Source organism: Candidatus Competibacter phosphatis (assembly GCF_012939995.1).
Lineage (GTDB): Bacteria > Pseudomonadota > Gammaproteobacteria > Competibacterales > Competibacteraceae > Competibacter > Competibacter phosphatis.
In genome coordinates, this window is sequence record NZ_SPMZ01000078.1 from 1 (window position 1) to 20,463 (window position 20,463).

General features: G+C 59.4%; 21 protein-coding genes and 3 pseudogenes. 13 read left to right on the forward strand and 11 right to left on the reverse strand.

Annotated features, from left to right (window positions below; translation table 11 throughout):
• The 8 genes and pseudogenes from E4P82_RS19470 to E4P82_RS19505 all read right to left on the reverse strand — a co-directional run.
• Window positions 1–203: pseudogene (locus tag E4P82_RS19470) on the reverse strand (hypothetical protein); the annotation flags it as partial.
• Window positions 204–265: 62 nt separating this feature from the next.
• A complete protein-coding gene (locus tag E4P82_RS22965) occupies window positions 266–874 on the reverse strand; it encodes an ABC transporter permease subunit (protein WP_169250436.1) in 609 nt (202 codons plus the stop codon).
• Window positions 875–877: 3 nt separating this feature from the next.
• The gene (locus tag E4P82_RS19480; RefSeq protein WP_169250453.1) at window positions 878–1,669 is read right to left on the reverse strand and encodes a transporter substrate-binding domain-containing protein; all 792 of its coding nucleotides are present in this window, start codon (window positions 1,667–1,669) and stop codon (window positions 878–880) included.
• Window positions 1,670–1,798: 129 nt separating this feature from the next.
• On the reverse strand, window positions 1,799–1,954 hold the full coding sequence (locus E4P82_RS19485) for a hypothetical protein (RefSeq protein ID WP_169250437.1): 156 nt from the start codon (window positions 1,952–1,954) through the stop codon (window positions 1,799–1,801).
• Window positions 1,941–3,194, reverse strand: a complete 1,254-nt coding sequence (locus E4P82_RS19490; protein WP_169250438.1) for an aspartate aminotransferase family protein — start codon at window positions 3,192–3,194, stop codon at window positions 1,941–1,943. The genes E4P82_RS19485 and E4P82_RS19490 overlap by 14 nt, the downstream gene beginning before the upstream one ends.
• 183 nt (window positions 3,195–3,377) lie before the next feature.
• Window positions 3,378–5,246: an SWIM zinc finger family protein gene (locus tag E4P82_RS19495; protein WP_169250439.1), complete on the reverse strand. Its 1,869-nt coding sequence runs from the start codon at window positions 5,244–5,246 to the stop codon at window positions 3,378–3,380.
• A gap of 178 nt (window positions 5,247–5,424) precedes the next feature.
• Window positions 5,425–6,822: an ATP-binding protein gene (locus E4P82_RS19500; protein ID WP_169250440.1), complete on the reverse strand. Its 1,398-nt coding sequence runs from the start codon at window positions 6,820–6,822 to the stop codon at window positions 5,425–5,427.
• Window positions 6,819–7,535, reverse strand: a complete 717-nt coding sequence (locus E4P82_RS19505; RefSeq protein WP_169250441.1) for a response regulator — start codon at window positions 7,533–7,535, stop codon at window positions 6,819–6,821. The genes E4P82_RS19500 and E4P82_RS19505 overlap by 4 nt, the downstream gene beginning before the upstream one ends.
• 213 nt (window positions 7,536–7,748) lie before the next feature.
• On the opposite strand from E4P82_RS19505, the gene E4P82_RS19510 reads away from it, so the two are divergent.
• Together E4P82_RS19510 and E4P82_RS19515 are read left to right on the forward strand one after the other, a co-directional pair.
• Window positions 7,749–8,135: a hypothetical protein gene (locus E4P82_RS19510; RefSeq protein WP_169250442.1), complete on the forward strand. Its 387-nt coding sequence runs from the start codon at window positions 7,749–7,751 to the stop codon at window positions 8,133–8,135.
• A 100-nt stretch (window positions 8,136–8,235) separates the two neighbouring features.
• Entirely contained in the window at window positions 8,236–9,105 is an 870-nt protein-coding gene (locus E4P82_RS19515; protein WP_246327745.1) for a sterol desaturase family protein, read from the forward strand.
• A gap of 464 nt (window positions 9,106–9,569) precedes the next feature.
• Here the strand turns inward: E4P82_RS19515 and trxC are convergent.
• The 3 genes and pseudogenes from trxC to E4P82_RS19530 form a co-directional block, all read right to left on the reverse strand.
• Window positions 9,570–9,993: pseudogene (trxC, locus tag E4P82_RS19520) on the reverse strand (thioredoxin TrxC).
• Window positions 9,994–10,179: 186 nt separating this feature from the next.
• Window positions 10,180–10,488 carry a chaperone modulator CbpM gene (locus E4P82_RS19525; protein ID WP_169250444.1) on the reverse strand — a complete coding sequence of 103 codons (309 nt, stop codon included), beginning with the start codon at window positions 10,486–10,488 and terminating at the stop codon, window positions 10,180–10,182.
• Window positions 10,481–11,440 carry a DnaJ C-terminal domain-containing protein gene (locus E4P82_RS19530; RefSeq protein WP_169250445.1) on the reverse strand — a complete coding sequence of 320 codons (960 nt, stop codon included), beginning with the start codon at window positions 11,438–11,440 and terminating at the stop codon, window positions 10,481–10,483. Before E4P82_RS19530 ends, E4P82_RS19525 begins: the two co-directional genes overlap by 8 nt.
• Before the next feature lie 272 nt (window positions 11,441–11,712).
• Here E4P82_RS19530 and E4P82_RS19535 point away from each other — a divergent pair, with 272 nt between their 5' ends.
• The 11 genes and pseudogenes from E4P82_RS19535 to cas2 all read left to right on the forward strand — a co-directional run bounded on the left by E4P82_RS19535 (window position 11,713) and on the right by cas2 (window position 20,166).
• Window positions 11,713–12,060 carry a DUF1820 family protein gene (locus tag E4P82_RS19535; protein WP_169250446.1) on the forward strand — a complete coding sequence of 116 codons (348 nt, stop codon included), beginning with the start codon at window positions 11,713–11,715 and terminating at the stop codon, window positions 12,058–12,060.
• Between the two features lie 39 nt (window positions 12,061–12,099).
• Entirely contained in the window at window positions 12,100–12,291 is a 192-nt protein-coding gene (locus E4P82_RS19540; RefSeq protein WP_169250447.1) for a hypothetical protein, read from the forward strand.
• Window positions 12,292–12,494: 203 nt separating this feature from the next.
• Window positions 12,495–12,992 (forward strand): CRISPR-associated endonuclease Cas3'', encoded by a 498-nt coding sequence (locus tag E4P82_RS23330; RefSeq protein ID WP_312915821.1) that lies wholly within the window; start codon window positions 12,495–12,497, stop codon window positions 12,990–12,992.
• Window positions 12,967–14,454, forward strand: coding sequence for a CRISPR-associated helicase/endonuclease Cas3 (locus E4P82_RS19545; protein WP_312915824.1), 1,488 nt, complete (start codon window positions 12,967–12,969; stop codon window positions 14,452–14,454). The genes E4P82_RS23330 and E4P82_RS19545 overlap by 26 nt, the downstream gene beginning before the upstream one ends.
• Window positions 14,451–14,795, forward strand: a complete 345-nt coding sequence (locus E4P82_RS23335) for a hypothetical protein (RefSeq protein ID WP_312915827.1) — start codon at window positions 14,451–14,453, stop codon at window positions 14,793–14,795. Before E4P82_RS19545 ends, E4P82_RS23335 begins: the two co-directional genes overlap by 4 nt.
• 13 nt (window positions 14,796–14,808) lie before the next feature.
• Window positions 14,809–15,486, forward strand: coding sequence for a type I-C CRISPR-associated protein Cas5c (cas5c, locus tag E4P82_RS19550; RefSeq protein WP_169250448.1), 678 nt, complete (start codon window positions 14,809–14,811; stop codon window positions 15,484–15,486).
• Window positions 15,483–17,211: pseudogene (cas8c, locus tag E4P82_RS19555) on the forward strand (type I-C CRISPR-associated protein Cas8c/Csd1). The gene cas5c and the pseudogene cas8c overlap by 4 nt, the downstream one beginning before the upstream one ends.
• Window positions 17,212–17,256: 45 nt before the next feature.
• Window positions 17,257–18,144 carry a type I-C CRISPR-associated protein Cas7/Csd2 gene (gene cas7c, locus E4P82_RS19560; RefSeq protein ID WP_169250449.1) on the forward strand — a complete coding sequence of 296 codons (888 nt, stop codon included), beginning with the start codon at window positions 17,257–17,259 and terminating at the stop codon, window positions 18,142–18,144.
• A gap of 6 nt (window positions 18,145–18,150) precedes the next feature.
• The gene (gene cas4 / locus E4P82_RS19565; protein ID WP_169250450.1) at window positions 18,151–18,813 is read left to right on the forward strand and encodes a CRISPR-associated protein Cas4; all 663 of its coding nucleotides are present in this window, start codon (window positions 18,151–18,153) and stop codon (window positions 18,811–18,813) included.
• The gene (gene cas1c / locus E4P82_RS19570; RefSeq protein WP_169250451.1) at window positions 18,798–19,823 is read left to right on the forward strand and encodes a type I-C CRISPR-associated endonuclease Cas1c; all 1,026 of its coding nucleotides are present in this window, start codon (window positions 18,798–18,800) and stop codon (window positions 19,821–19,823) included. Before cas4 ends, cas1c begins: the two co-directional genes overlap by 16 nt.
• Window positions 19,824–19,872: 49 nt before the next feature.
• Complete coding sequence (gene cas2, locus E4P82_RS19575; protein ID WP_169250452.1) at window positions 19,873–20,166, forward strand: CRISPR-associated endonuclease Cas2; 294 nt, start codon at window positions 19,873–19,875, stop codon at window positions 20,164–20,166.
• Window positions 20,167–20,463: the final 297 nt, after the last annotated feature.

Here is a 20,463-nt window from a genome sequence, read left to right on the forward strand (position 1 = left end):
GATACACCGTGGATTCTCCACACTCCAGCGCTTCCGGCAATGCGCTCATCGTCCCAACCCGGTCCCTCCGTCCCTGCATCGGTCTTCAGCAAAATCCGCGCATGAAGCAGAGTCGATGCGGCCCGCTGGCCGGTGCGGATCAACCCCTCCAATTGGGTGCGTTCGGCAACCGTGAGACGAACCACGTATTTCGGTAGCGGCATGAGTAGGCTCCAGAGTGAGAGAATATCCCCCTAGAAATACCGACCTACTCCATAAAGTCAACTTAAGTCGGGTGAGGTACTAGCGCTCCGATGCCGGCAACGATGCGATCCAGGTTCAGCACCGTGCCGATGAAGAAATAGAAGATGAAGATCTGCACCAGCAGCGGCGTGCCGCGGATCAGCTCGATATAGATCACCGCCAGCCCGCGCAGGACGGGGTTGTCGGAAATGCGGCACAGGCCGGTGATCAAGCCGATCAGCAGGCCGACCAACCCGGAAACGAAGGAAATCCAGATGGTGACCCACAAGCCCTGGGTCAGCGGTCCGATCCGCCATTCATGGTTGTCGCCGACGCTGTCTTCCTGGTCGAGGGTATCGCCGACTGCTACCTGCACAGTTTCCACCGGCAGAACGACCGGAGCGCCGCCGTCGGCGGGCGTGACGACGACCCGGCTCAGCGCGCCGACGGCCTGGATGGCGCTGACCCGGCCGGCGATCGGCGATTCCTGGGGAACCTCGGCCCGGTAGGCGAAGTATTGCGGCACCCGTTCCCAGCGCCATTCATAGTGAACGCGCTTGGTGGCGACCCACAGACCCGCCACCAAGCCGATCAGGATGGCGGCGAGCAGCAGATACCAGGGCCAGGTGGCGGGGCGATGCTTGAGCGCCACGACTTACTGTACGTCTTTCAGCCAATCGGTATTCTTGAACCACTTCTGGTACAGCTTATCGTAGGTGCCGTCCTGCTTGACCTTGACAAGGAACTCGTTGAGCCATTTGATGAATTCGGGGTTGCCCTTGCGCACGCCCCAGCCGAGTGGTTCGCTGGTGAAGGGTTGGTCCAGGAAAATCAGCTTGCCCGCGCCGCGCTGGCCGATGGCGACCGCGTTGTAGGGCGAATCGTAGACGAAGGCGTCGGCCTTGCCGTTGACCACTTCCATGACCCCTTCCGCCTCGGTCTCGAAGGACAGATAGGTGGCCTTGGGCAGGTACTTCTTGGCGGCGATTTCGCCGGTGGTGCCGAGCTTGGAGGCGATCTTGTACTTGGGCTTGTTCAGATCCTTATAGGACTTGATCTTGCTCTCCAGTTCCTTGCGCAGCAGCACGGTCTGACCGATCACCATGTAGGGTTCCGAGAAATCGATGGTTTCGGCGCGCTCCTTGGTGATGGTCATGCCGCTCATGATGATGTCGCATTTGCTGGTGACCAGCGCGGGGATGATGCCGTCCCAGGCGGTGCTGCTCAGCACCAGCTTGACGCCCAGCGCCTCGGCCATCAGCGCCGCCAGATCGGGATCGAAGCCGACGATCTGCCCGCGTTTGTCGGTGATTTCGAACGGCATGTAGGCCGGTTCCAGACACACTTTCAGCTCGCCCCGTTCCTTGATTTCGTTGAGCACGTCGGCTCGGGCGGGAGTGCTGGACAGGGCGAACAGCAGGCTGAGGCTGACACCGAGCGCAACCAGGAATTTTTTTCATGGGATGGTGACTCCTTTGGATGGTTATTGGATGGTTATTGTTAGGCCCGGTCGGCAAAACCCACAGCCGAGTGTCTGGTCATGATATACAAAATTCATCCCACTGTAATATGGCGGTCAGGTGGATTTGCCCTCGTCGAGTAACTCCCTGATCACCATGCGGATGCCGCATTTGGGGCAGCGCGGCATTTCTTCGATCGGGATGTAGATGATTGCGGAATAACGGCACTTCGGGCATGCGACCTGCACAGGTTCCGCTTTATCGCGCTGCATGAGCCGACTCCTCGCCCGCAAGGGCGGTTTGATGGAGCAATTGGGCGATGGCCCGTTCGAAACGACGCAGCCCTTCCTCGATCAGTTCGTCGGGGATGATCAGCGAGGGCGCCAGCCGGATCACGTCCGGTCCGGCCACCAGCACCAGCAGGCCCTGATCCGTCGCGGCCTTGACGAAATCGCGGCTGCGTCCCCGCCAGGCATCGGTCAACTCGCAACCGAGCAGCAGGCCTTTGCCGCGCACTTCGCGAAATATTCCGAACCGGTCGTTGATGCGCCGTAGTCCGGCCATGAACGCGGCGTGCTTGCGACGCACGCCGGCCAGCAGTTCGGGGTCGCTGATCAGATCCAGCACCGCGCCGGCCACCGCGCAGCCCAACGGGTTGCCGCCGTAGGTGGTGCCGTGGCTGCCGACGTTGAGGCTGGCGGCGATGGGCGCGGTGGTCAGCATGGCGCTGATCGGGAAGCCACCACCTAGACCTTTGGCGGTGGTCAGGATATCGGGCGTCACGCCATAGCCCATGTAGGCGTAGAGGTGGCCGCAACGGCCATTGCCGCATTGGACTTCGTCGAAGATCAGCAGCGCCTGGTGGCGGTCGCACAGTTCCCGGACTCCACGCAGAAATTCCGGGGTGGCGCTGACCACGCCGCTTTCGCCCAAGACCGGTTCCAGGATCACCGCGCAGGTCCGCTCGGAGATCGCCGAGGCGAAAGCGGCCAAATCGTTGAACGGGACATGCGTGATGCCCGGCGGCAAGGGTTCGAAGCCCTCGGTGTATTTGGGTTGGCCGCCGACGGAGACGGTGAACAGGGTGCGGCCGTGGAACGAGGGTGTGAAGGCGATGATCTCACGCTTGTCCGGCCCGGCGTGGTCGGCGGCGTATTTACGGGCCAGCTTGAGTGCCGCCTCATTGGCTTCGGCGCCGGAGTTGGCGAAGAACACTCGTTGGGCGAAGGTCAGTTCACATAGCCGGCGAGCCAGTTTGAGAGCCGGCTCGTTGGTCAGCAGGTTGCTGACGTGCCAGAGCTTGCGGGCCTGTTCGGTCAGCGCCGCGACCAGCTTCGGGTGGGCGTGGCCCAGCACGTTGACGGCGATGCCGCCGGCGAAGTCGATGTATTCCCGCCCGTCCTGATCCCACAGACGGGAGCCCTCGCCGCGCACCGGAATGATCGCCGCCGGGGCGTAGTTGGGGACCATGACGTCGTCGAACATATCGCGGGTGATGGGGAGGTCACTCATGGGGACGATCCTGAACGGTTGGACAAGACGGGGTTGACTTTAAGAAGCTGTACAAAAACACCAAACCGTAAATCAACAGGTTATGCGTAAAAGTCCGTTTACGCATGATATTGGTCGAATACTACCGGAAGTTAATATCATATAATCAATATGTTAGTTTTTATACAGTCTCTAAGATTCGAATCATAACATCCCCAACAGCGGCATCAGCTTGTACTTGCGCTGGTGCTTCTCGCGCAGGGCGCCGAGATAAGCGTGCCACTCGGCTTTCTGGCCAAGCGCGTCATGGGCCTGCTTGACCTTGCGCAGCCACTGAGCCGCGTCTTGGTAGTGGGCCGACTTGGCGCCGTCCATGAGCGGTTCCGCCTGCTGTCGGGCCTGATCGATCACCCATTCCGGCCGTGAGGGGATGGCGGCGTCCATGATCCGTGCCAAGGTTCGGGATGAGACGTAATGCTCCTTGACCGCCGCGATGGCATCATCGATCAGGCTTTCGTGTAGGAAAACGTCAACCTTGGTTTCGGTGGCGATGTGGGCATTGCCATGCAGAAAATCCAGCAGCTTCGGCCGTTGCTCCGACCAGCCCGCGCCGGCCAGCGTTTCCACCCGTTGGTAGGCATCCAGGCTTGGCGCGATCCGAAACGCGATCAGGCTCGCCGCCAACGCCCGTTCGTTCTGTCCATGCGCGGCGGCCCGGTCGCGTAGCCAGGCCGCCAGTTCGGCTTGAGAAGGTGGGTGGTATAGACCGAATTCCCGCATTTGTTCCACGATTTCCGCCAGCGCCGGATCGCTTGGCGCTGGCATGTCTTGCCGGCGCAGGCCATGTTCGGCAATCTGGAACGCCGCTTCGATCTCATCGCGTTCGTACAGTGCCTTGACGAGTTTCAGCAATCCTTCATCGGAAAGCGGCTGTTCCAATCCAGCGCGCACGGCATCCCCAACCCGGTCCAGCCGCAACAGCTTGAGGGTATATTCATCATAATGATGTTCGGCCTGGGCTAGATTGAGATATGCCTCGTGTTGGCCAGTTCGCTCCAGAATCCGTAACCGCGCTTGGGTGACGCGCGCCCGTTGGTCATGGGGTGGCGGATCGTCGCCCCACAGGCCGGCTGGCACCGTTTCGCCGTGCAGGATGCGGGTCAGCGTGGGGTCGTCCCAGCCTTGCCGGACGACGATTTGCAGGAGTTCCAGACCGTCGGCGATGGTTTCGTCGAAATCATCCATCCAGTCTCCCAGCCGGTCGGCCCAGTGCTGGCGTTCCTCGGCGCTCAGATCGGGATCGAGCAGCGCCTCGCTCCACAGCGTTTGGGTGCCATCGAGGAAGACGCTGACATCCTCGCCGATCTCGTCCAGCATTTCCCAGTGCTTGCTGAATTCGTCGGTGATAGCTTCCAGAATCGCCAGCGCGGCGCGACCGTCGCCGGCCTCCAGCGCGGCTTGGGCCTGTTCCGCTAGTTCGACGATATCTTCGACCACGCCGTAGCCGTCCTCGTCGTAGCCCTCGTCCCAGTCGCCGCGAGTGAGTATGGCATTGCGGACGCTTTGCCGCAGCGCGCGGGTATTGACCAGGACGGGAGCGGCACGCTGGGCCGAAGCCGCGGTCGCGGTGGAACCGTCCGGCGTCGTCGGGGCGATGTAGGCCAGGGCGGTTTCGATCATGTCGTTCAGGCGCGGGATGCGATCCGCCAGTTTCAGCAACAGCACCTGCAATTGTTCTCGGTCCAGCGTCGCCAGCGTTTCGGTCAGCGGCGGGCGAATTTCCACCGCGTTCGGTTGTTCGGCACAGGTGAGCAGCACGGCGACGATATGCTTGCACCAGCCCTCGTATTCGTAAGGACAAGTGCAGGCTGCGTCAGCGATCTGTTTTCCCTCGAACTGAATCCACACCCGATAGGGACGGAGCGCGCTGCCCTGGACATCGGCTTCCAGTTCGTCGCCGCGCCGCGTCAGCGGTCCAACCATGCCTTCTTGGACATAGGCCCGGCCTCGCTCGATGGAGCGGTCGGTGGCATGGTCGCGTAGCTGAGCGGAATCGAATGTGGGAGCGGCCATCGGAAGTAACCTCAATCGCTGAATATACGGGGAAGCGGTTTGATGTAGTTGGAAGCAACCATGCGGGCGTTTGGTTCATCCGCAGCCATGCGGCGGGCATGGCACGCTTTGCAAGCACAGGTAAGCACAGAACAGAATTCTCAAGGCTCAAGCGAACTCGACGAGTTTCTCTGAGCGGTTAATCCTCATCTTCATGTTGATTTCCCGCGGACTGGAACTGGGGTAATGTCACGCTCACCCGCGCACCGCCGCTCTTGGCGTCACCAATCTCCAGCGCGCCACCATGACTCTCCGCGATCTTCCGGGCAATCGTCAATCCAAGCCCAGCGCCTCCGGTCCTGCGGCTGCGCGAAGTCTCAAGGCGCACAAAGGCTTGGGTGACATTGGCGCGTGCTTCAGGTGGGATGCCCGGGCCACCGTCCTCGATGTGCACCAGCACATGCTCGGCGCGCATCTGAACCATGACACGGGCCTCGCCCCCATAGGCAATGGCATTCTCGATCAGATTGCGAAACAAGCGGCGCAAGGCTACAGGCTGGCCAAGTACCAAAGCGTTCCCCTTGGCGCCTTCGCAAACGAGGGTGACGGAAGTCCCAATCTTACGGTGGTCGTCGATTTCATCACCCACGAGTTCGGTAATATCGATCAGCTCCAGCGTGGTTTGCTCTCGCTGGGCGCTTTCCGCCGGATCTTGAACGGCGAGAAGCGCGTCATTCACCAGACTGATCATATCTTCGATGTCCCGAATTGCTCGGGTGCGCTCGGCGTCATCGGCGATCAGTTCCATGCGCAACCGTAGCCTCGTCGCATAGGTGCGCAGATCATGGGAAAAACCACCGATCATCGCCATGCGCTCCTTGATCAGGCTGGCGATGCGTTCCTGCATGCGGTTGAAGGCGGCAATCAAGGCGCGGATTTCCGGTGCGCTGCTCGGAAAATCGGCGATCGGTTTGGGTGCGCTGAGGTCGATGCTATCGGCCGCCTCGACCAGTTGGCGCAGCGGACGTGCCTCACGGCTGATGATCAGTATGGCCAGAAGCGCGATGCCAAAACCAAAAACTCCCGCCCAGAAACCTGGCGGTAGGCCGAAAACGTCGGTGATGAGCCGACCCTGACTCTCAAATGCGAGGTGTTCACCGTCCTCTAAGGTGACGATCATTGTCAATAATCCGGACCGAAACGGCTTTTCCACAAGCTGCTTGATGTTGGTTTGCAGCAGTACCGTCACGGTATGCGCGCCGAGGGCGCGAAGATAGTTGTCCACGATCTGCTCGACGAGCGGTAATTGGTGCCAGGTCTCTCGCGGTGGTGCTGGGTTTTCCTTGGTGACCCATACCCGCAAATGTGGACTGTTTACCGCGCGCAATATCGTGTTGCGATCGGATTCTGGCGCGCGTTCCACAAGGGCAACGATGGCTGCCACCTGGTCTGGCAACGGAAGGCGGAAACCGACACCGGTATCGCCGCTGCGGCGCAGATAGAATCCCATCACGACTAGGATCTGAAGGGCCACCAGGCTGAAAACCAGGATCAGAACGATACGGGTGACAAACCCGAAGCGGATGAATCGCATCATGGAACCGGCGACACTTGGGGCACGAACAGATATCCATTGTTGCGAATGGTGGAAATCAGTTTGCAGCCTGGCGTCGCGGCGTCGAATTTCTTACGCAGGCGGGAAATCGCCATGTCGATGGTGCGATCGAACGGATCCGCCTCGCGTCCCCGGGTCCAGTCCAGCAACTGCTCGCGGGAAAGCACGCGGCGGGGTCGCTCGATAAAGCAGGCGAGCAGATCGAACTCGGCACTGGTCAGAGTGATCTCTTCGCCATCCGGACCTTGCAGCGTGCGCGCATCCAGATCCATCACGAACCGCTCAAACGTATGGCGGCGGTTGCCGGCGCTTTTTGTCTCACCGCGTGTGCGTCGCAAGATCGCCCGCACCCGCGCCAACAGTTCGCGCGGATTGAACGGCTTGGTCAGATAGTCGTCCGCGCCCATTTCCAGGCCGAGCACTCGGTCGATATCCTCGCTCTTGGCGGTGAGCATCAAAATCGGCAGATCGCAGCGCTTGCGTAGATCGCGGCAGATCGATAGCCCATCAACGCCTGGCAGCATCAGATCGAGAATGATCAGATCGGGGCTAAACCGCGCCATCACCGCGTGCATTGCCTCGCTATTTCCAGCGGTTTCGGCGCGGAAACCTTCACGGGTCAGAAGGTTTTGCACCAAACGAGCGATCTCCTCGTCATCCTCGACGATCAGGATATGTGTGTCGGATAGGGGCATGAGGCTCGTTCCTCTTCAGAGCATGGCGCCATTATGGATTGCGGGCAGCGCCCGCGCATCCCGCTGTTACAAACCGTTACGTGCCAGAAAAGAAGAAATAAAAAAATGTTGCACGCCATTGATAGCGTGGCAAAGCGGGGATGGGAAAGTGTTGCCACCGAATGAGGAGACACCTCTTCCGGAAACACTGAGTCATCATGAGGAGATAGACCGATGAACAAAGCGCTGATCATTGCCGTTGCGACGACCTCGTTGATCGTCATGACCGCCACCGATGCCTTTGCCTGGGAGCGTCACGGCACCGTAACCGGCTCGGGTGGTTATAGCCGCAGCGTGACCGGCTCGGGAAGCTGCTCAGGTGGTTCCTGCAACAATAGCCGCCAGGTGACCGGTCCCGGTGGCTATAGCCGCACCCGTCAAGGGCAAGTTTCGAGCAATCCTGATGGGGGCTGGACTCGGAACGGTACGATTACCCGCCGCAATGGCAATCAGGTGAACTACGAGGGATCGGGAAGTTGTTCGGGTGGCAACTGCACCTATGGCGGCAGCCGGACCGGCCCTTACGGAACGACCACCCATTCTGGCGGCATCAGCCGTTAGTGATCACTGCCTGCGAAAGCCTGCCCATCCCGTATCACTCCGTATGCCCGTCCGAGCCTTTCCCCATCGGCTCGGGCGATTTACCCCAAGGGGGCGAATCATGTTGGACATGATGAATGGATTGCTTCCGGGATCGCAGTCATTCGGTTTGCATTCCGGTTATCGCTGGCTGATCCCGGTTGTCTCGACCGGTCTTATGATCCTCGAATATCTACTGGCCCGGCACATTCTGCACGACACTCGCCAAACCCATGACCTAAGGGAAACCGCGGCGACCTTTGGCATGGCGCTGGTCAAGGCGCCGATCCGCGCTTTGACCGTTGGTATCGTCGTCGTGCCGTTCGTGCTGGTCTATCAATACCGGCTGTTCGACATTCCGCTGAACTCGGCCTGGGCCGTTGTTGCGTTGTTTCTCGGCACCGAATTTTTTTACTACTGGCATCACCGCGCCGCGCACAGCATACGCTGGTTGTGGGCGACCCATGCGGTCCATCATTCCCCCACCAAGCTAAATCTAACCGCAGGCATAAGGCTCGGATGGACGGGGTTAATTTCCGGCAATTTCCTGTTTTTCCTGCCAATGGTGTGGCTTGGCTTTCACCCGCTTGCCGTGCTCGGCATGATGGGTGTCAATCTTGGTTATCAGTTCTTCATTCATACCCAGCTCGCACCCTCGCTCGGACCCCTTGAATGGGTCTTGAATACCCCACGCCATCATCAGGTGCATCACGCTTCGAACGCTTCCTGCCTGGATAAGAACTTCGGCGGCATTCTCATTGTTTTTGACCGATTGTTTGGCACCTTCGCGGCGCGTCCAGCGGATGAGGCTCTGCGTTATGGCTTGGCAAGGCCGCTGATCTCGTACAACCCGGTATACATCGCTTTCCATGAATGGATTGCGATTTTACGGGATCTGGGGCGAGCTCAGGGTTGGCGTGAACGCTGGCGCTTGCTGTTCGGCAGGCCATAACCCAAATCGAAACATTTTCGTTGCAAACGGAGAAAGCTAACATGAAGACGATGGTGAGCTTGGTCGCATTGGCAGTGGTAATGGGTGCGGCACAATCGGCCACGGCCCAAATGAACCTCCGGGAGATAAGAAGCGTCTGCATGAGCGATTATCACAGCTATTGCTCCGGCGTAATGCCAGGCGGCGGGCGCATCTTCGCCTGTTTGAATGAGCACATGTCCAAACTGAGCCCTGCCTGTGCCAAGGTAGTTGGAGTGGCTGCGCAATGCGATGAGGATCACAAAAAGCTTTGTCCAAATGTACCCCCGGGCGACGGGAGAACACGCGCCTGCCTTATTGCTCACAGACAACAACTGAGTCCCGCCTGTGCCGCTACTCTGGCTCGCGCCGCCAGCAAATGAGAAATGCCACTCGATCTTCCGGTTTTTCCTGCTTGACGGGAGCGGCGAAGATGAGGGGAACCCTCAGCCCTGTGCCCGTACCCAGCGCACGATGTCCGCCGCGCCCATGGCGCCCGGTTGCCGCGCCACCTCGTGGCCGCCCTTGAACAGCGCCAGGGTCGGGATGCTGCGGATGCCGAAGCGGGCGCTGAGGGCCGTCTCCAGCTCGGTGTTCACCTTGGCCAAACGGATCCGCGGTTCCAACTGCGCCGCCGCCTGTTCGAAGGCCGGCGCCATCATCCGGCAAGGACCGCACCAGGGCGCCCAAAAATCCACCAGCACCGGGACATCGTTGCGGTTGATATGCCGTTCGAAGGTGGCGGTGGTCAATTCCACTGGATGGGCGGTGAACAGTGGTTGATGGCATTGGCCGCAACGCGGCGTTTCGGTCAGCCGGTTGGTTGGGACACGGTTGATCGCTTGACAATGGGGGACAGACGAGATGCAAGGGGGTCGTTCATGAGGCTCTCCTTGGCGGGATTGGGAAATCGCCGGGATCATGGTGGGAGTCGGCGATGGCGTTCCAGAAACCGGTTTCGCCGAGCAGTCAGTGGTCACTCAGCCCGCTGACGCTCAGCAGCGCCGGTATCAGGAGCAGCGTCTGAAAGCCAGGCGACGCCGGTCATGAGGGCATTCAGCTTGGTCCCGTGCGTTGTAGGCGGCGGCGCAGGGTATCCAATTCTTCCATCAGATCGGCCATCAGGGCGGCCAATTCCGGCACGGCGTCGAAGTCGCGCTCCAACCGCCACATGCGTCGCGCCCGCGCCAGACTCACGCTGGAAAAGCGCCAAGTACCGGCCAAACATTCGACGTGGGGGAAGAGTCCATCGTCGATGTGGCGGGCCAGCCATTCCGGCTCCACCGTGCAGGCCGCCGCCACTTGCTCCAGGGTCAGCCAGGTATCTTCCATCAGGCTGCCGCTCAGGATGTCGTCGTCACGCATGGTCCAGCTCCTCCGCTCGGCGCGGATCGAAGGCCAGTTCCCGCGCCAAAGTCTCGTACAGCTCCCGCGCCCTTGGGGTGTCGGCCGGCGGCAGCACCACTTGAAGATCAAGCAACAGGTCGCCGGGCGGATTGGCGGGGATGCCCTTGCCGCGCACTCGCAATTGCTGGCCGCTCTGGGCGCCTTCGGGAATGCGCACCTTAAGGGAGCCATCGGGCAGATCCACGGGTACCACCGTGCCCAAGGCAGCCTCCCAGGGCGCCAGCGGCAAGCTGAGGTGTAGGTCGCGGCCATCGACTCGCCAGCGAGGATGCGGTTCGAACCACACCTCCAGCAGCAAATCCCCCGCTGGTGCGCCGCCCATGCCCGGCGTACCTTGACCGGCCAACCGAATCATCTGCCCCTCGCGCACGCCTCGGGGAATCCGCACGTTGAGGGTGCGGGTCTCCAGCGAGACTCGGCCCTGGGCATCCAGTTTGGGCACGCGCAGGCTGATTTGGCGAGTGGCACCGTGGAAAGCATCTTTCAAGTTGAGCAGGATCTTGGCATGGTGGTCCGCGCCGTGCGCCTGGAAACCGCCAGCATGAAAATCCGCGTGATGGGCGCCACCCATGCGGCCGAACAGTTCGGCAAAGAACTCACTGTAGTCAGCCGTCTCGGTCGGAGAAGAACCAGCCCCCGAGAACTCGAAACCAGCGTCCCAGTTCGGTGGCGGCCGGAAATCCTGACCAGACTGATGGTTTTGTCCGAGCTGGTCATAGGCGGCGCGTTTTTCCGGGTCCGAGAGCACGGCATAAGATTCATTGACTTCCTTCATGCGCGTCTCGGCGTCCGGTTCCTTGCTGACGTCCGGGTGGTACTTGCGCGCCAACTTGCGGAAGGCTTTCTTGATGTCCTCCGCCGTGGCGTCGCGGGCCACGCCCAGGGTCTGGTAGTAGTCCTTGAACTCCAAGCGGGTTCTCCTGTGGGTCGGTTCGATGGGGTGTCGCTGAAAGAAATAGGGGCGTCCGTCCGCGAATCAAGCCATTAAGAACGAGGTGGGCTGAAAAAAGTGGACGCCGACGTTGGCGAACTTCTGGCCTTCCCGATCACGCGGCAATGGGGACGATCTAGGTCGCTGGCGCGGTCATGATCGTCGGTATAGTGAAGTTGACGGCGTGAGGGGATTTGCCCGCCGTGGCAAACGGGGTTAGATTGCCCGCATTTCCTCTGAACCCTATTCCCATGTCCAAAATCGCCAAAAGCATTTACCGCATCCTGTTCGTCAGTCAGGGCAAACTGTACGAGCTGTACGCTCGTGACATCCATCAGGATGAACTGTATGGCTTCATCGAAGTCGAGGAACTGATTTTCGGCGAACGCTCCAGCGTGCTGGTCAACCCGGCCGAGGAAAAGCTGCGCAACGAATTCGCCGACGTGAAACGTACCTTCATCCCGATTAACTCGGTGATGCGGATCGATGAAGTGGAACGGGAGGGGATCAGCAAGATTCGTTCGACGGAAGGTGGCGACAACGTGATGCCGTTCCCGCAGCCGTTGATGCCGCCCAACGGCGGGCGCGGCAAGGACTGAGAAGCCGAATTCGAGACGGTTTGGCGATGGGAGGTGACGATGGAACCGGCATGGTGGGAGATTCTACTGGGCGGCGGTCTGGCGCTGCTGGTAATTCTGTGGTTTCGACCGGGCATCAAGGCGGCCATCGAACGCAGTCGCACCGCCAAGAAGGACTGGCCGGCGGTGCTGATCCCGCTGGCGCTGGTGGTGCTGTTCGTGATCCTGTTGACCCAGTTGGTGCGGGGGTGAAGGTCTTGGATCCGATGCAATGACCCGCGCTTCATACAAGAATCTTCTTTTAGGCGCATTTCCTGCTTGATCGTGGCAAATCGAGACCCCGCCAAGGGAAAGTGGGTCGATGGATGATCGTGAATTGCCAGCGATGTCGAGCAACTTCCGAATAAGTTTGAGCAAGGATCTTCGACGATAATTCTGGCTCCTTGGCGTGGTGATTGTTTGATCGCTTGATCCACAACTTCCAAGGTAACCACATGAGTCATGTTGGGAATTCGCTGGATTTCATCCAAGATTGCTCTTCCATTTTTCTTGCTCACGTCCAACAAGACGCTGACGGCCAATGGTTACCGCATCTTCTCGATGATCACTTGCGTGGTGTGGCGGCGCTAGCCGAGTCGTTTGCCACCGGGTTCGATGCAGGCGATTGGGCCAAGCTGGCGGGACTGTGGCATGACCTCGGTAAATATCGTCCCGCTTTTCAACGCTATATCCGATCGGTCTCCGGCTACGACGCGCACATCGAAACCACGTTGGGCCGGGTCGATCATTCCACGGTGGGTGCGCTGCACGCCATCGAAAAAAATGAAAGGTGTGGGCCGCATTCTCGCCTATCTCATCGCCGGGCATCACGCCGGTTTGCCGGATTGGCAAAGCGCCGAAGCGCCGGCAGCAAGCCTCGCGCATCGTTTGAAACAAACCGATCTGCTCGCTGAAGCATTGGCGCAGGCGCCGCCCGCCGACATTCTGAACGCGCCGCCTCCGACCTCCAATCCCGGTGGGCAACGCTATCATGCACTGTGGATTCGACTGTTGTTTTCTTGCTTGGTGGACGCCGATTTTCTCGATACCGAACAGTTCATGTCGCCGGAGAAAGCCGGATTGCGCGGCCAATATCCCGCGCTGGCGGAACTGGAGCCCCGCTTCGAAGCGTACATGACGGCGCTGACGGCGCGAGCGGACGATACGCCGGTCAACCAGATGCGGGCGTTGGTGCTGGATCGCTGCCGGAATGCAGCGGAGCAAATGCCGGGGCTGTTCTCGCTGACCGTGCCCACCGGCGGCGGTAAGACGCTGGCCTCGCTGGCGTTCGCCCTGCACCACGCGCGACGTCACGGCAAGCGCCGCATTCTCTATGTCATCCCCTACACCAGCATCATCGAGCAAACGGCGGACGTGTTTCGTGGCGTATTCGGCGAGGACGCCGTGCTCGAACATCACAGCAACTTCGATTCGGAACGGGAAACGCCGCGCAGCCGGTTGGCCTGCGAGAACTGGGATACGTCGCTGATCGTGACCACTAACGTCCAGTTCTTCGAATCGCTGTTCGCCGCTCGTCCAAGCCGAACCCGCAAGCTGCATAACATCCTCGACAGCGTGGTAATTCTGGATGAGGCGCAATTGCTGCCACCCGAGTTTTTGACGCCGATTCTGAGCACGATTCGCGAATTGAGCGGCCATTACGGCGTCAGTTTCGTGCTGTGTACCGCGACTCAGCCGGCTCTGGCGTCCCAACGCGGTTTTGACTGGCGGTTCGACGGACTGGACGATGTGCGCGAAATCATGGGTGATGCGACGGCGGTACAGGAACTGCATACGTCCTTACGTCGGGTGGAGGTGAGTTTACCGGCGGATTTGCACGCGCCGACATCCTGGGAAGCACTCGCCGCCGAATTGGCAACCCATCCGCGCGTGCTGTGCATCGTGGATCGGCGTGACGATGCTCGCCTTCTGCATGGTTTGTTGCCGACGGGCGCGGTGCATCTTTCCGGTTTGATGTGCGGCCAGCACCGCGCCGACGTGATCGCAATGATCAAAGAACGACTGGTCGCCGACGAACCGCTTCGAGTGATCAGCACGCAACTGGTGGAAGCGGGTGTGGATTTGGATTTTCCGGTCGTTTACCGAGCGCTGGCCGGATTGGATTCCATTGCCCAGGCGGCGGGGCGTTGCAATCGTGAAGGGCGCTTGTTCAATTTGGGACGCGTCGTGGTGTTCGCGCCGCCCACCGAGCCGCCCGCCGGTCATTTGCGCCAACTCGCGATGCGGGCCGGCAACTTTTGCAACGTCGTCCGTCCGATCCGCTCGCGCCCGAACTGTTTACCGAATATTTCCAAAGCCTGTACTGGCGCAAAGGTATGGAAGGTCTCGATCGAGAAGGCATTCAGGTGCTCTTGAAAAACAATTCAAAGCTGGAATTCAGTTTCCGCACCGCCGCTGAGCGCTTCCAGCTCATCCCGGAAATGCAAGCGCCGGTGATCGTGCGTTATGGCGACAGCGAACGCCTATTGGCGCAGTTGGCACAGCCCGGCGACGCCTTGGATCGAAAAACGCTGCGTCAATTACAACGCTATGTGGTGAATATCCCGCGCCGGATTCATCAACGCTTGCTGGCGGACGGAGCCATCGAAGAACGACAACCCGGCGTGTATGTTCAGGTCGCGCCGCTTTACGACCCGAATGTCGGTTTGCAGGTAGAACAGACGGTCAAGTATGAGCCAGACGATTTGGTTGTATGAACAGGAGGTTGCAATGACGTTGGATAACGCGGTGTGCCTGCGGGTGTGGGGCGATTACGCCTGTTTTACCCGCCCGGAAATGAAAGTAGAGCGAGTTTCCTATGACGTGATAACGCCGTCCGCCGCTCGTGGTGTGCTGGAGGCGATCTTGTGGAAACCGCAAATCGTCTGGCGGGTAATGCGCATCGACGTGCTCAAACCAATTTGCTGGACTTCGGTGCGGCGCAACGAGGTTGCCAATGTTATTTCCATTGATAACGTCAAAACCGCGATGAAGCGTGGCAAGGGCGCGTTGGGTTTGTACGCCGATGATTCCAAAGAGCGCGTACAGCGCGCCGCGTTGCTATTGCGCGAGGTGGATTATCTGATTCACGCCCAGTTCGAGTTGACCGACAAAGTGGATGCTGGCGACACGCCCGCTAAATACGCCGCCATGTTTCGCCGCCGCGCCGAAAAAGGCCAATGTTTCAATCAGCCGTATCTGGGCTGCCGGGAGTTCTCGGCGGCGTTCGCTTGGGTGGAACCGGCTGGACCGTGGCCGACACCGATTGCTGAGAGCCGCGATTTGGGCTGGATGTTGTACGACCTGGAATATCGTGGTTCCGAGCCGACGCCGTGTTTTTTCCGCGCCCAACTCGATAACGGGACGGTTCGGATTCCAGCTTGGGACAGCGAGGAGATCGCCCGATGATTCTGCAAGCCCTTTGCGATTATTACCGTCGGCAACAGGATGAACTGCCGCCGCCCGGTTTCGAGCGCAAGGCTATTCCGTTCGTCATCGTGCTGGATCGGGACGGGCACTTCGTGGACATCGAGGACACTCGTGCTGGCGATAACAAGCGCGATAAGGGACGGTTGTTCGTCGTGCCGCAGGCCGTCAAACGCTCGTCCGGGGTGGTAGCTAACCTGTTATGGGATGGTTTGGGCTATGCGCTGGGCGTCGTTGGCGCGGCGCGCGCGGCCAAGTTAGATGCCGCTGGTTTGGAGAAAGAGCAAAAGCGAACACGCGAGATGCACGCCGCGTTCATTCAACGCATTCACGCCGTTTTTCCAGCGCCCGTGACCGACCCCAGCGTAAAAGCGACGCTGGCGTTTTTTGGAACAGGGCGATTTCGAGAGGGTATTCGCACATCCGCTCTGGCCGGAAGTGAGCAAGACGATGGAATCGCTCAGCTTTCGCTTGGATGGCGATTTGGAACTGATCTGTCAGCGCGAAACAGTACGACAAATAGTGTTGGCGGCTGGGCAGGATGCAGCAGCGACCGTGCGTAAACGCTGTTTGGTCAGCGGCAATCTGGACGCCATCGCCCGCTTGCATCCTGCGGTCAAGGGTGTATTCGGTGCGCAAAGCAGTGGGGCCAACCTCTTTTCTTTCAATTTTGCCGCTGCCTGTTCCTACCGCAAGGAGCAGGGCCAAAATGCCCCCGTGGGCGAATATGCCGCGTTTGCCTATACCACCGCTTTGAATAATCTGTTGCGCGCCGATTCCCGCCAGAAATTGCGGGTCGGCGAGGATACGTTCGTGTTCTGGGCCGAAAAGCCCGACCCCACCGAAGAATTGTTCGCTGACTGGCTGCAACCAGACCCCGACGATCCGGTGCGTGGGGTGGAAGCAGTGAAAGCCTTGTACGAAGCGCCAAAAACGGGCGTGCGGTCGTTGGATGACGACGAGACCCGCTTCTTCGTATTGGGCCTCGCGCCGAACAATGCGCGACTGGCCGTGCGGCTGTGGAGTGTGAACACGGTGCGCGAACTGGCGGCGCACATCCGCCAGCATTTCGATGATCTCGCCATCGTCCGATCTCCCCGCGAACCGGAATACTTGCCGCTGTGGCGTTTGCTGAAAGCTACTGCTGCTCAAGGCGAAAGCAAGAACATCCCACCGCCCCTGGCCAGCGAAACGCTACGGGCGATTCTCGCCGGAACGCCTTACCCGCAAACCTTGCTGGTTGCTACCTTGCAACGCATTCGCGCCGAACAAGGTGCGGTGAATCATGTGCGCGCGGCTTTGCTGAAAGCTGTGTTGGTTCGCAAAAACCGCTTGAATCATCTCACTAAACAGGAGGTTGACGTGTCGCTCGATCCACAAAATTCCAATATTGGCTATCGCTTGGGCCGGTTGTTCGCGGTCATGGAACGCGCGCAAGAATGGGCGAGTCCCGGTCTCAACGCCACTATCCGCGACCGCTTCTACGGGGCCGCTTCGGCCACACCGGTCACCGCTTTTCCATATTTGCTCAACAAGCTCACGCCGCATCATCTCAACAAGCTCGCCGTCGGCCAGAAAATTTGGTTGGAGAACCTGATCGGTCAGATTTTGGAGGTCGTCACTCAATTTCCGGCGCATTTGAGTCTTGACGATCAGGGACGGTTCACTATCGGCTATTACCATCAACGTCACGATTTTTTTCACTAAAAAAAAACCTGGACAATCAATCTGCTAATCAGGGAGCGCCCGATCATGAACAACCCTATTAAAAACCGCTGTGACTTCGTGTTGCTGTTCGATGTGATTGACGGAAATCCAAATGGTGACCCGGATGCCGGCAATATGCCGCGCATGGACCCGCAAACCGGCCACGGTTTGGTCACCGATGTGTGCTTGAAGCGCAAGGTACGTAACTACATTGGACTGAAACAGGGTGAACAGCCACCGTTCGAGATTTACGTCAAAGAGAAGGCAGTGCTGAATCGGCAGCATGAGCGTGCCTATGCCGCACTGGGATTTGCGCTATCCGGCGAAAGCGGCAAGCGCAAAGGTAGTGGCGATGAGGTAGAGAAAGCGCGAGTGTGGATGTGCAGCAATTTTTACGACGTGCGCACCTTCGGTGCGGTGATGTCCACGGGCGTCAACTGCGGTCAAGTGCGAGGGCCGGTGCAATTGACCTTCGCTCGCAGCATGGACCCGATCACGCCGGCGGAGCATTCGATTACCCGCATGGCGGTTGCCACCGAGAAAGAGGCCGAAGCGCAGCAAGGCGACAATCGCACGATGGGCCGCAAATTTACCGTGCCTTATGGCTTGTACCGGGCGCATGGTTTTATTTCGGCGCATCTGGCGGCGCAAACCGGCTTTTCGGATGGAGACTTGGGGCTGTTGTGGGAGGCGCTGGGCAACATGTTCGAGCACGACCATTCCGCCGCTCGCGGCCAGATGACGACACGCGGCTTGTACGTGTTCCAGCATGACTCGGCCTTGGGCAACGCGCCCGCGCATCGCCTGTTCGAGCGAATTACGGTGAATTTGCGCGATCCCGACAATACACCTCGCGCTTTCGACGATTACACAGTTGCGGTGGATGAGGCCGGATTGCCCGAGGGAATCGCCTTGCTGCGGCTGGCTGGATAAGCCGCCATGACCGCGCCGGATGAAGAACCGGATGATGCGATTGCGATTTCGGCGCTCCAGCACTACAGCTATTGTCCGCGTCAGTGTGCGTTGATTCACGTTGAACAGGCATGGGATGAAAACGTGTACACCTTGCGCGGACAAGCGGTGCACGAGCAGGTGGATACGCCGGAAAGCTGGGTCGAGGGCGCGGTGCGGGTCGAGCGGGCCTTGCCGTTGTACTCACGGCGCTTGGGTCTGGTGGGGCGGGCAGATGTGGTGGAATTTCTGCCCGACGGCACGCCTTTTCCCGTCGAATACAAGCATGGCCCGCGTCGCGCCCGCCAGCACGACGATCTCCAGGTGGCGGCGCAAGCGATGTGTTTGGAGGAGATGCTGGGTCGTCCGGTGCCGCGTGGCGCGATCTTTCATCACAGCTCTCGGCGACGACGCGAAGTAGCGATCACCACCGCGTTGCGTACCACGGTCGAAGAAATGGTGCCGAAAATTCGAGCTTTGCTGGCCGATGGCCGTTTGCCGTCGCCCGTAGCGGACGGACGTTGCAAGGAATGTTCGCTGGTGGATCTTTGTCAGCCAACGTTGATCGCGGGCGGCGCGCGCCTGCACGCTTTACGGAAAACGCTTTACGACTCGGACGACGATGAGGACGAGCCATGCGCCACCTCTTGAATACGCTTTATGTGATGACCCAGGGTGCTTATCTCCATCTGGAAGGAGAAACGCTGGCAGTGGAAATCGAGCGCCAGAAGCGTTTGCAAGTGCCATTGCATCATCTGGGTAGCGTGGTGATTTTCGGCGACATCATGGTTAGTCCGGCGGCCTTGCATCGCTGCGCCGACGACGGTCGGGGCGTGGTACTGCTGGATCGGCGCGGCCGGTTCAAGGCGCGTTTGGAAGGGCCGCTGAGCGGCAACATCCTGCTGCGGCAAGCGCAACACCGGGTGGCGGCGACTCAGGCGCTGGAATTGGCGCGGGCTTTCGTGGCAGGCAAGCTGCGGAATGCACGGCAAATCGTGCTGCGAGGGGCGCGCGATAGTGGCAATGAGTTGGACCGCGAGGCGTTGCGGCAAATCGTGCGGTTGCTGGCGGGGCATATCCGGCGCTTGTCCAGTGTGGCGACGTTGGACGAAGTGCGCGGCATTGAAGGCGATGGCGCGCGAGTCTATTTTTCGGCGATGCTCCATTTGGTTCGTGCCGATGCGCGTGAAGTATTTCCATTTGAACGCCGTACTCGCCGTCCACCCCTGAATCGTTTCAACGCGCTGATTTCTTTCATCTATACCTTGCTGGTTCACGATTGCCGAACGGCTGTGGAAGGTGTGGGGCTGGACTCGCAATTGGGGTTTCTCCACGCCGTCCGACCGGGACGCCCAGCCCTGGCGCTGGATTTAATGGAGGAATTCCGGCCCATGGTGGATCGGCTGGCGTTGACGCTAATCAACCGTGGTCAATTGGCTGAGAAGGATTTCGAGGTGCGACCGGGCGGGGCCGTGTATTTGTCCGATCCGGGCCGGAAGACGGTGCTGACAGCGTATCAGCAACGTAAACAGGAAGAAATCAATCATGCTCTGTTGCAACAACCGGTGCCGGTTGGCTTGTTGCCTCATGTACAGGCGCGGCTGCTGGCCCGTGTGTTGCGAGGGGATGTGGAAGGTTATTTGCCATTTCTGATTCGCTAGAAGGATGTGTTCACCGGTGGTGGCGGGCACGAAATATAGAGGTTGCCAAATGATGATTTTGGTCAGTTACGATGTTCGCACCGAGGCTGTGGCGGGTCGGCGCAGGTTACGGCGGGTCGCGCGAGTGTGCCTCAATTACGGTCAGCGGGTACAAAAATCGGTATTCGAGTGTCGGCTGAATCAGGCTCAGTACGAGGCGCTGGAGCGGACGCTGCTGGCCGAGATTGATCTGAATGAGGATAACCTGAGATTTTATCGCCTTACGGAACCGCTAACGGCGCATGTCAAGGAGTTTGGGGTGTTCCGAGCAGTGGATTTTGAAAATGACTCTCTAGTTGTTTAATCAGGGCTTGTTGCGCGAACCCTAAGCGACGGTCTGAAGTTGGGGGGGATTCGCGCATCATCTACTTGATTGAAATATAAGTAATTTATTTTTTCTGTGCTTTGGATTCCATAATGTGGTTTAGCTTCTGTAATGGGTTGGCGCAAATCAAAAAAAATACTTGATATTAATCAATAAATTGCGAAAATACAGATTCGCCCGCCGTAATTGGCGGGCGCGGATTGAAACAAGCCGGGCACGATGACGATCACCTGGCTGGTCGATTCGCCGCCGTAATTGGCGGGCGCGGATTGAAAC

Coding starts and splice junctions, on each gene's coding strand:
- E4P82_RS19495 (WP_169250439.1), bottom strand. CDS start 5,246: ATGGCCGCTCCCACATTCGATTCCGCTCAGCTACGCGACCATGCCACC.
- cas2 (WP_169250452.1), top strand. CDS start 19,873: ATGATGATTTTGGTCAGTTACGATGTTCGCACCGAGGCTGTGGCGGGT.
- E4P82_RS19485 (WP_169250437.1), bottom strand. CDS start 1,954: ATGCAGCGCGATAAAGCGGAACCTGTGCAGGTCGCATGCCCGAAGTGC.
- cas5c (WP_169250448.1), top strand. CDS start 14,809: ATGACGTTGGATAACGCGGTGTGCCTGCGGGTGTGGGGCGATTACGCC.
- E4P82_RS19510 (WP_169250442.1), top strand. CDS start 7,749: ATGAACAAAGCGCTGATCATTGCCGTTGCGACGACCTCGTTGATCGTC.
- cas1c (WP_169250451.1), top strand. CDS start 18,798: ATGCGCCACCTCTTGAATACGCTTTATGTGATGACCCAGGGTGCTTAT.
- cas4 (WP_169250450.1), top strand. CDS start 18,151: ATGACCGCGCCGGATGAAGAACCGGATGATGCGATTGCGATTTCGGCG.
- E4P82_RS19505 (WP_169250441.1), bottom strand. CDS start 7,535: ATGCCCCTATCCGACACACATATCCTGATCGTCGAGGATGACGAGGAG.
- cas7c (WP_169250449.1), top strand. CDS start 17,257: ATGAACAACCCTATTAAAAACCGCTGTGACTTCGTGTTGCTGTTCGAT.
- E4P82_RS19515 (WP_246327745.1), top strand. CDS start 8,236: ATGTTGGACATGATGAATGGATTGCTTCCGGGATCGCAGTCATTCGGT.
- E4P82_RS19540 (WP_169250447.1), top strand. CDS start 12,100: ATGGAACCGGCATGGTGGGAGATTCTACTGGGCGGCGGTCTGGCGCTG.
- E4P82_RS19490 (WP_169250438.1), bottom strand. CDS start 3,194: ATGAGTGACCTCCCCATCACCCGCGATATGTTCGACGACGTCATGGTC.
- E4P82_RS19525 (WP_169250444.1), bottom strand. CDS start 10,488: ATGCGTGACGACGACATCCTGAGCGGCAGCCTGATGGAAGATACCTGG.
- E4P82_RS19535 (WP_169250446.1), top strand. CDS start 11,713: ATGTCCAAAATCGCCAAAAGCATTTACCGCATCCTGTTCGTCAGTCAG.
- E4P82_RS19500 (WP_169250440.1), bottom strand. CDS start 6,822: ATGATGCGATTCATCCGCTTCGGGTTTGTCACCCGTATCGTTCTGATC.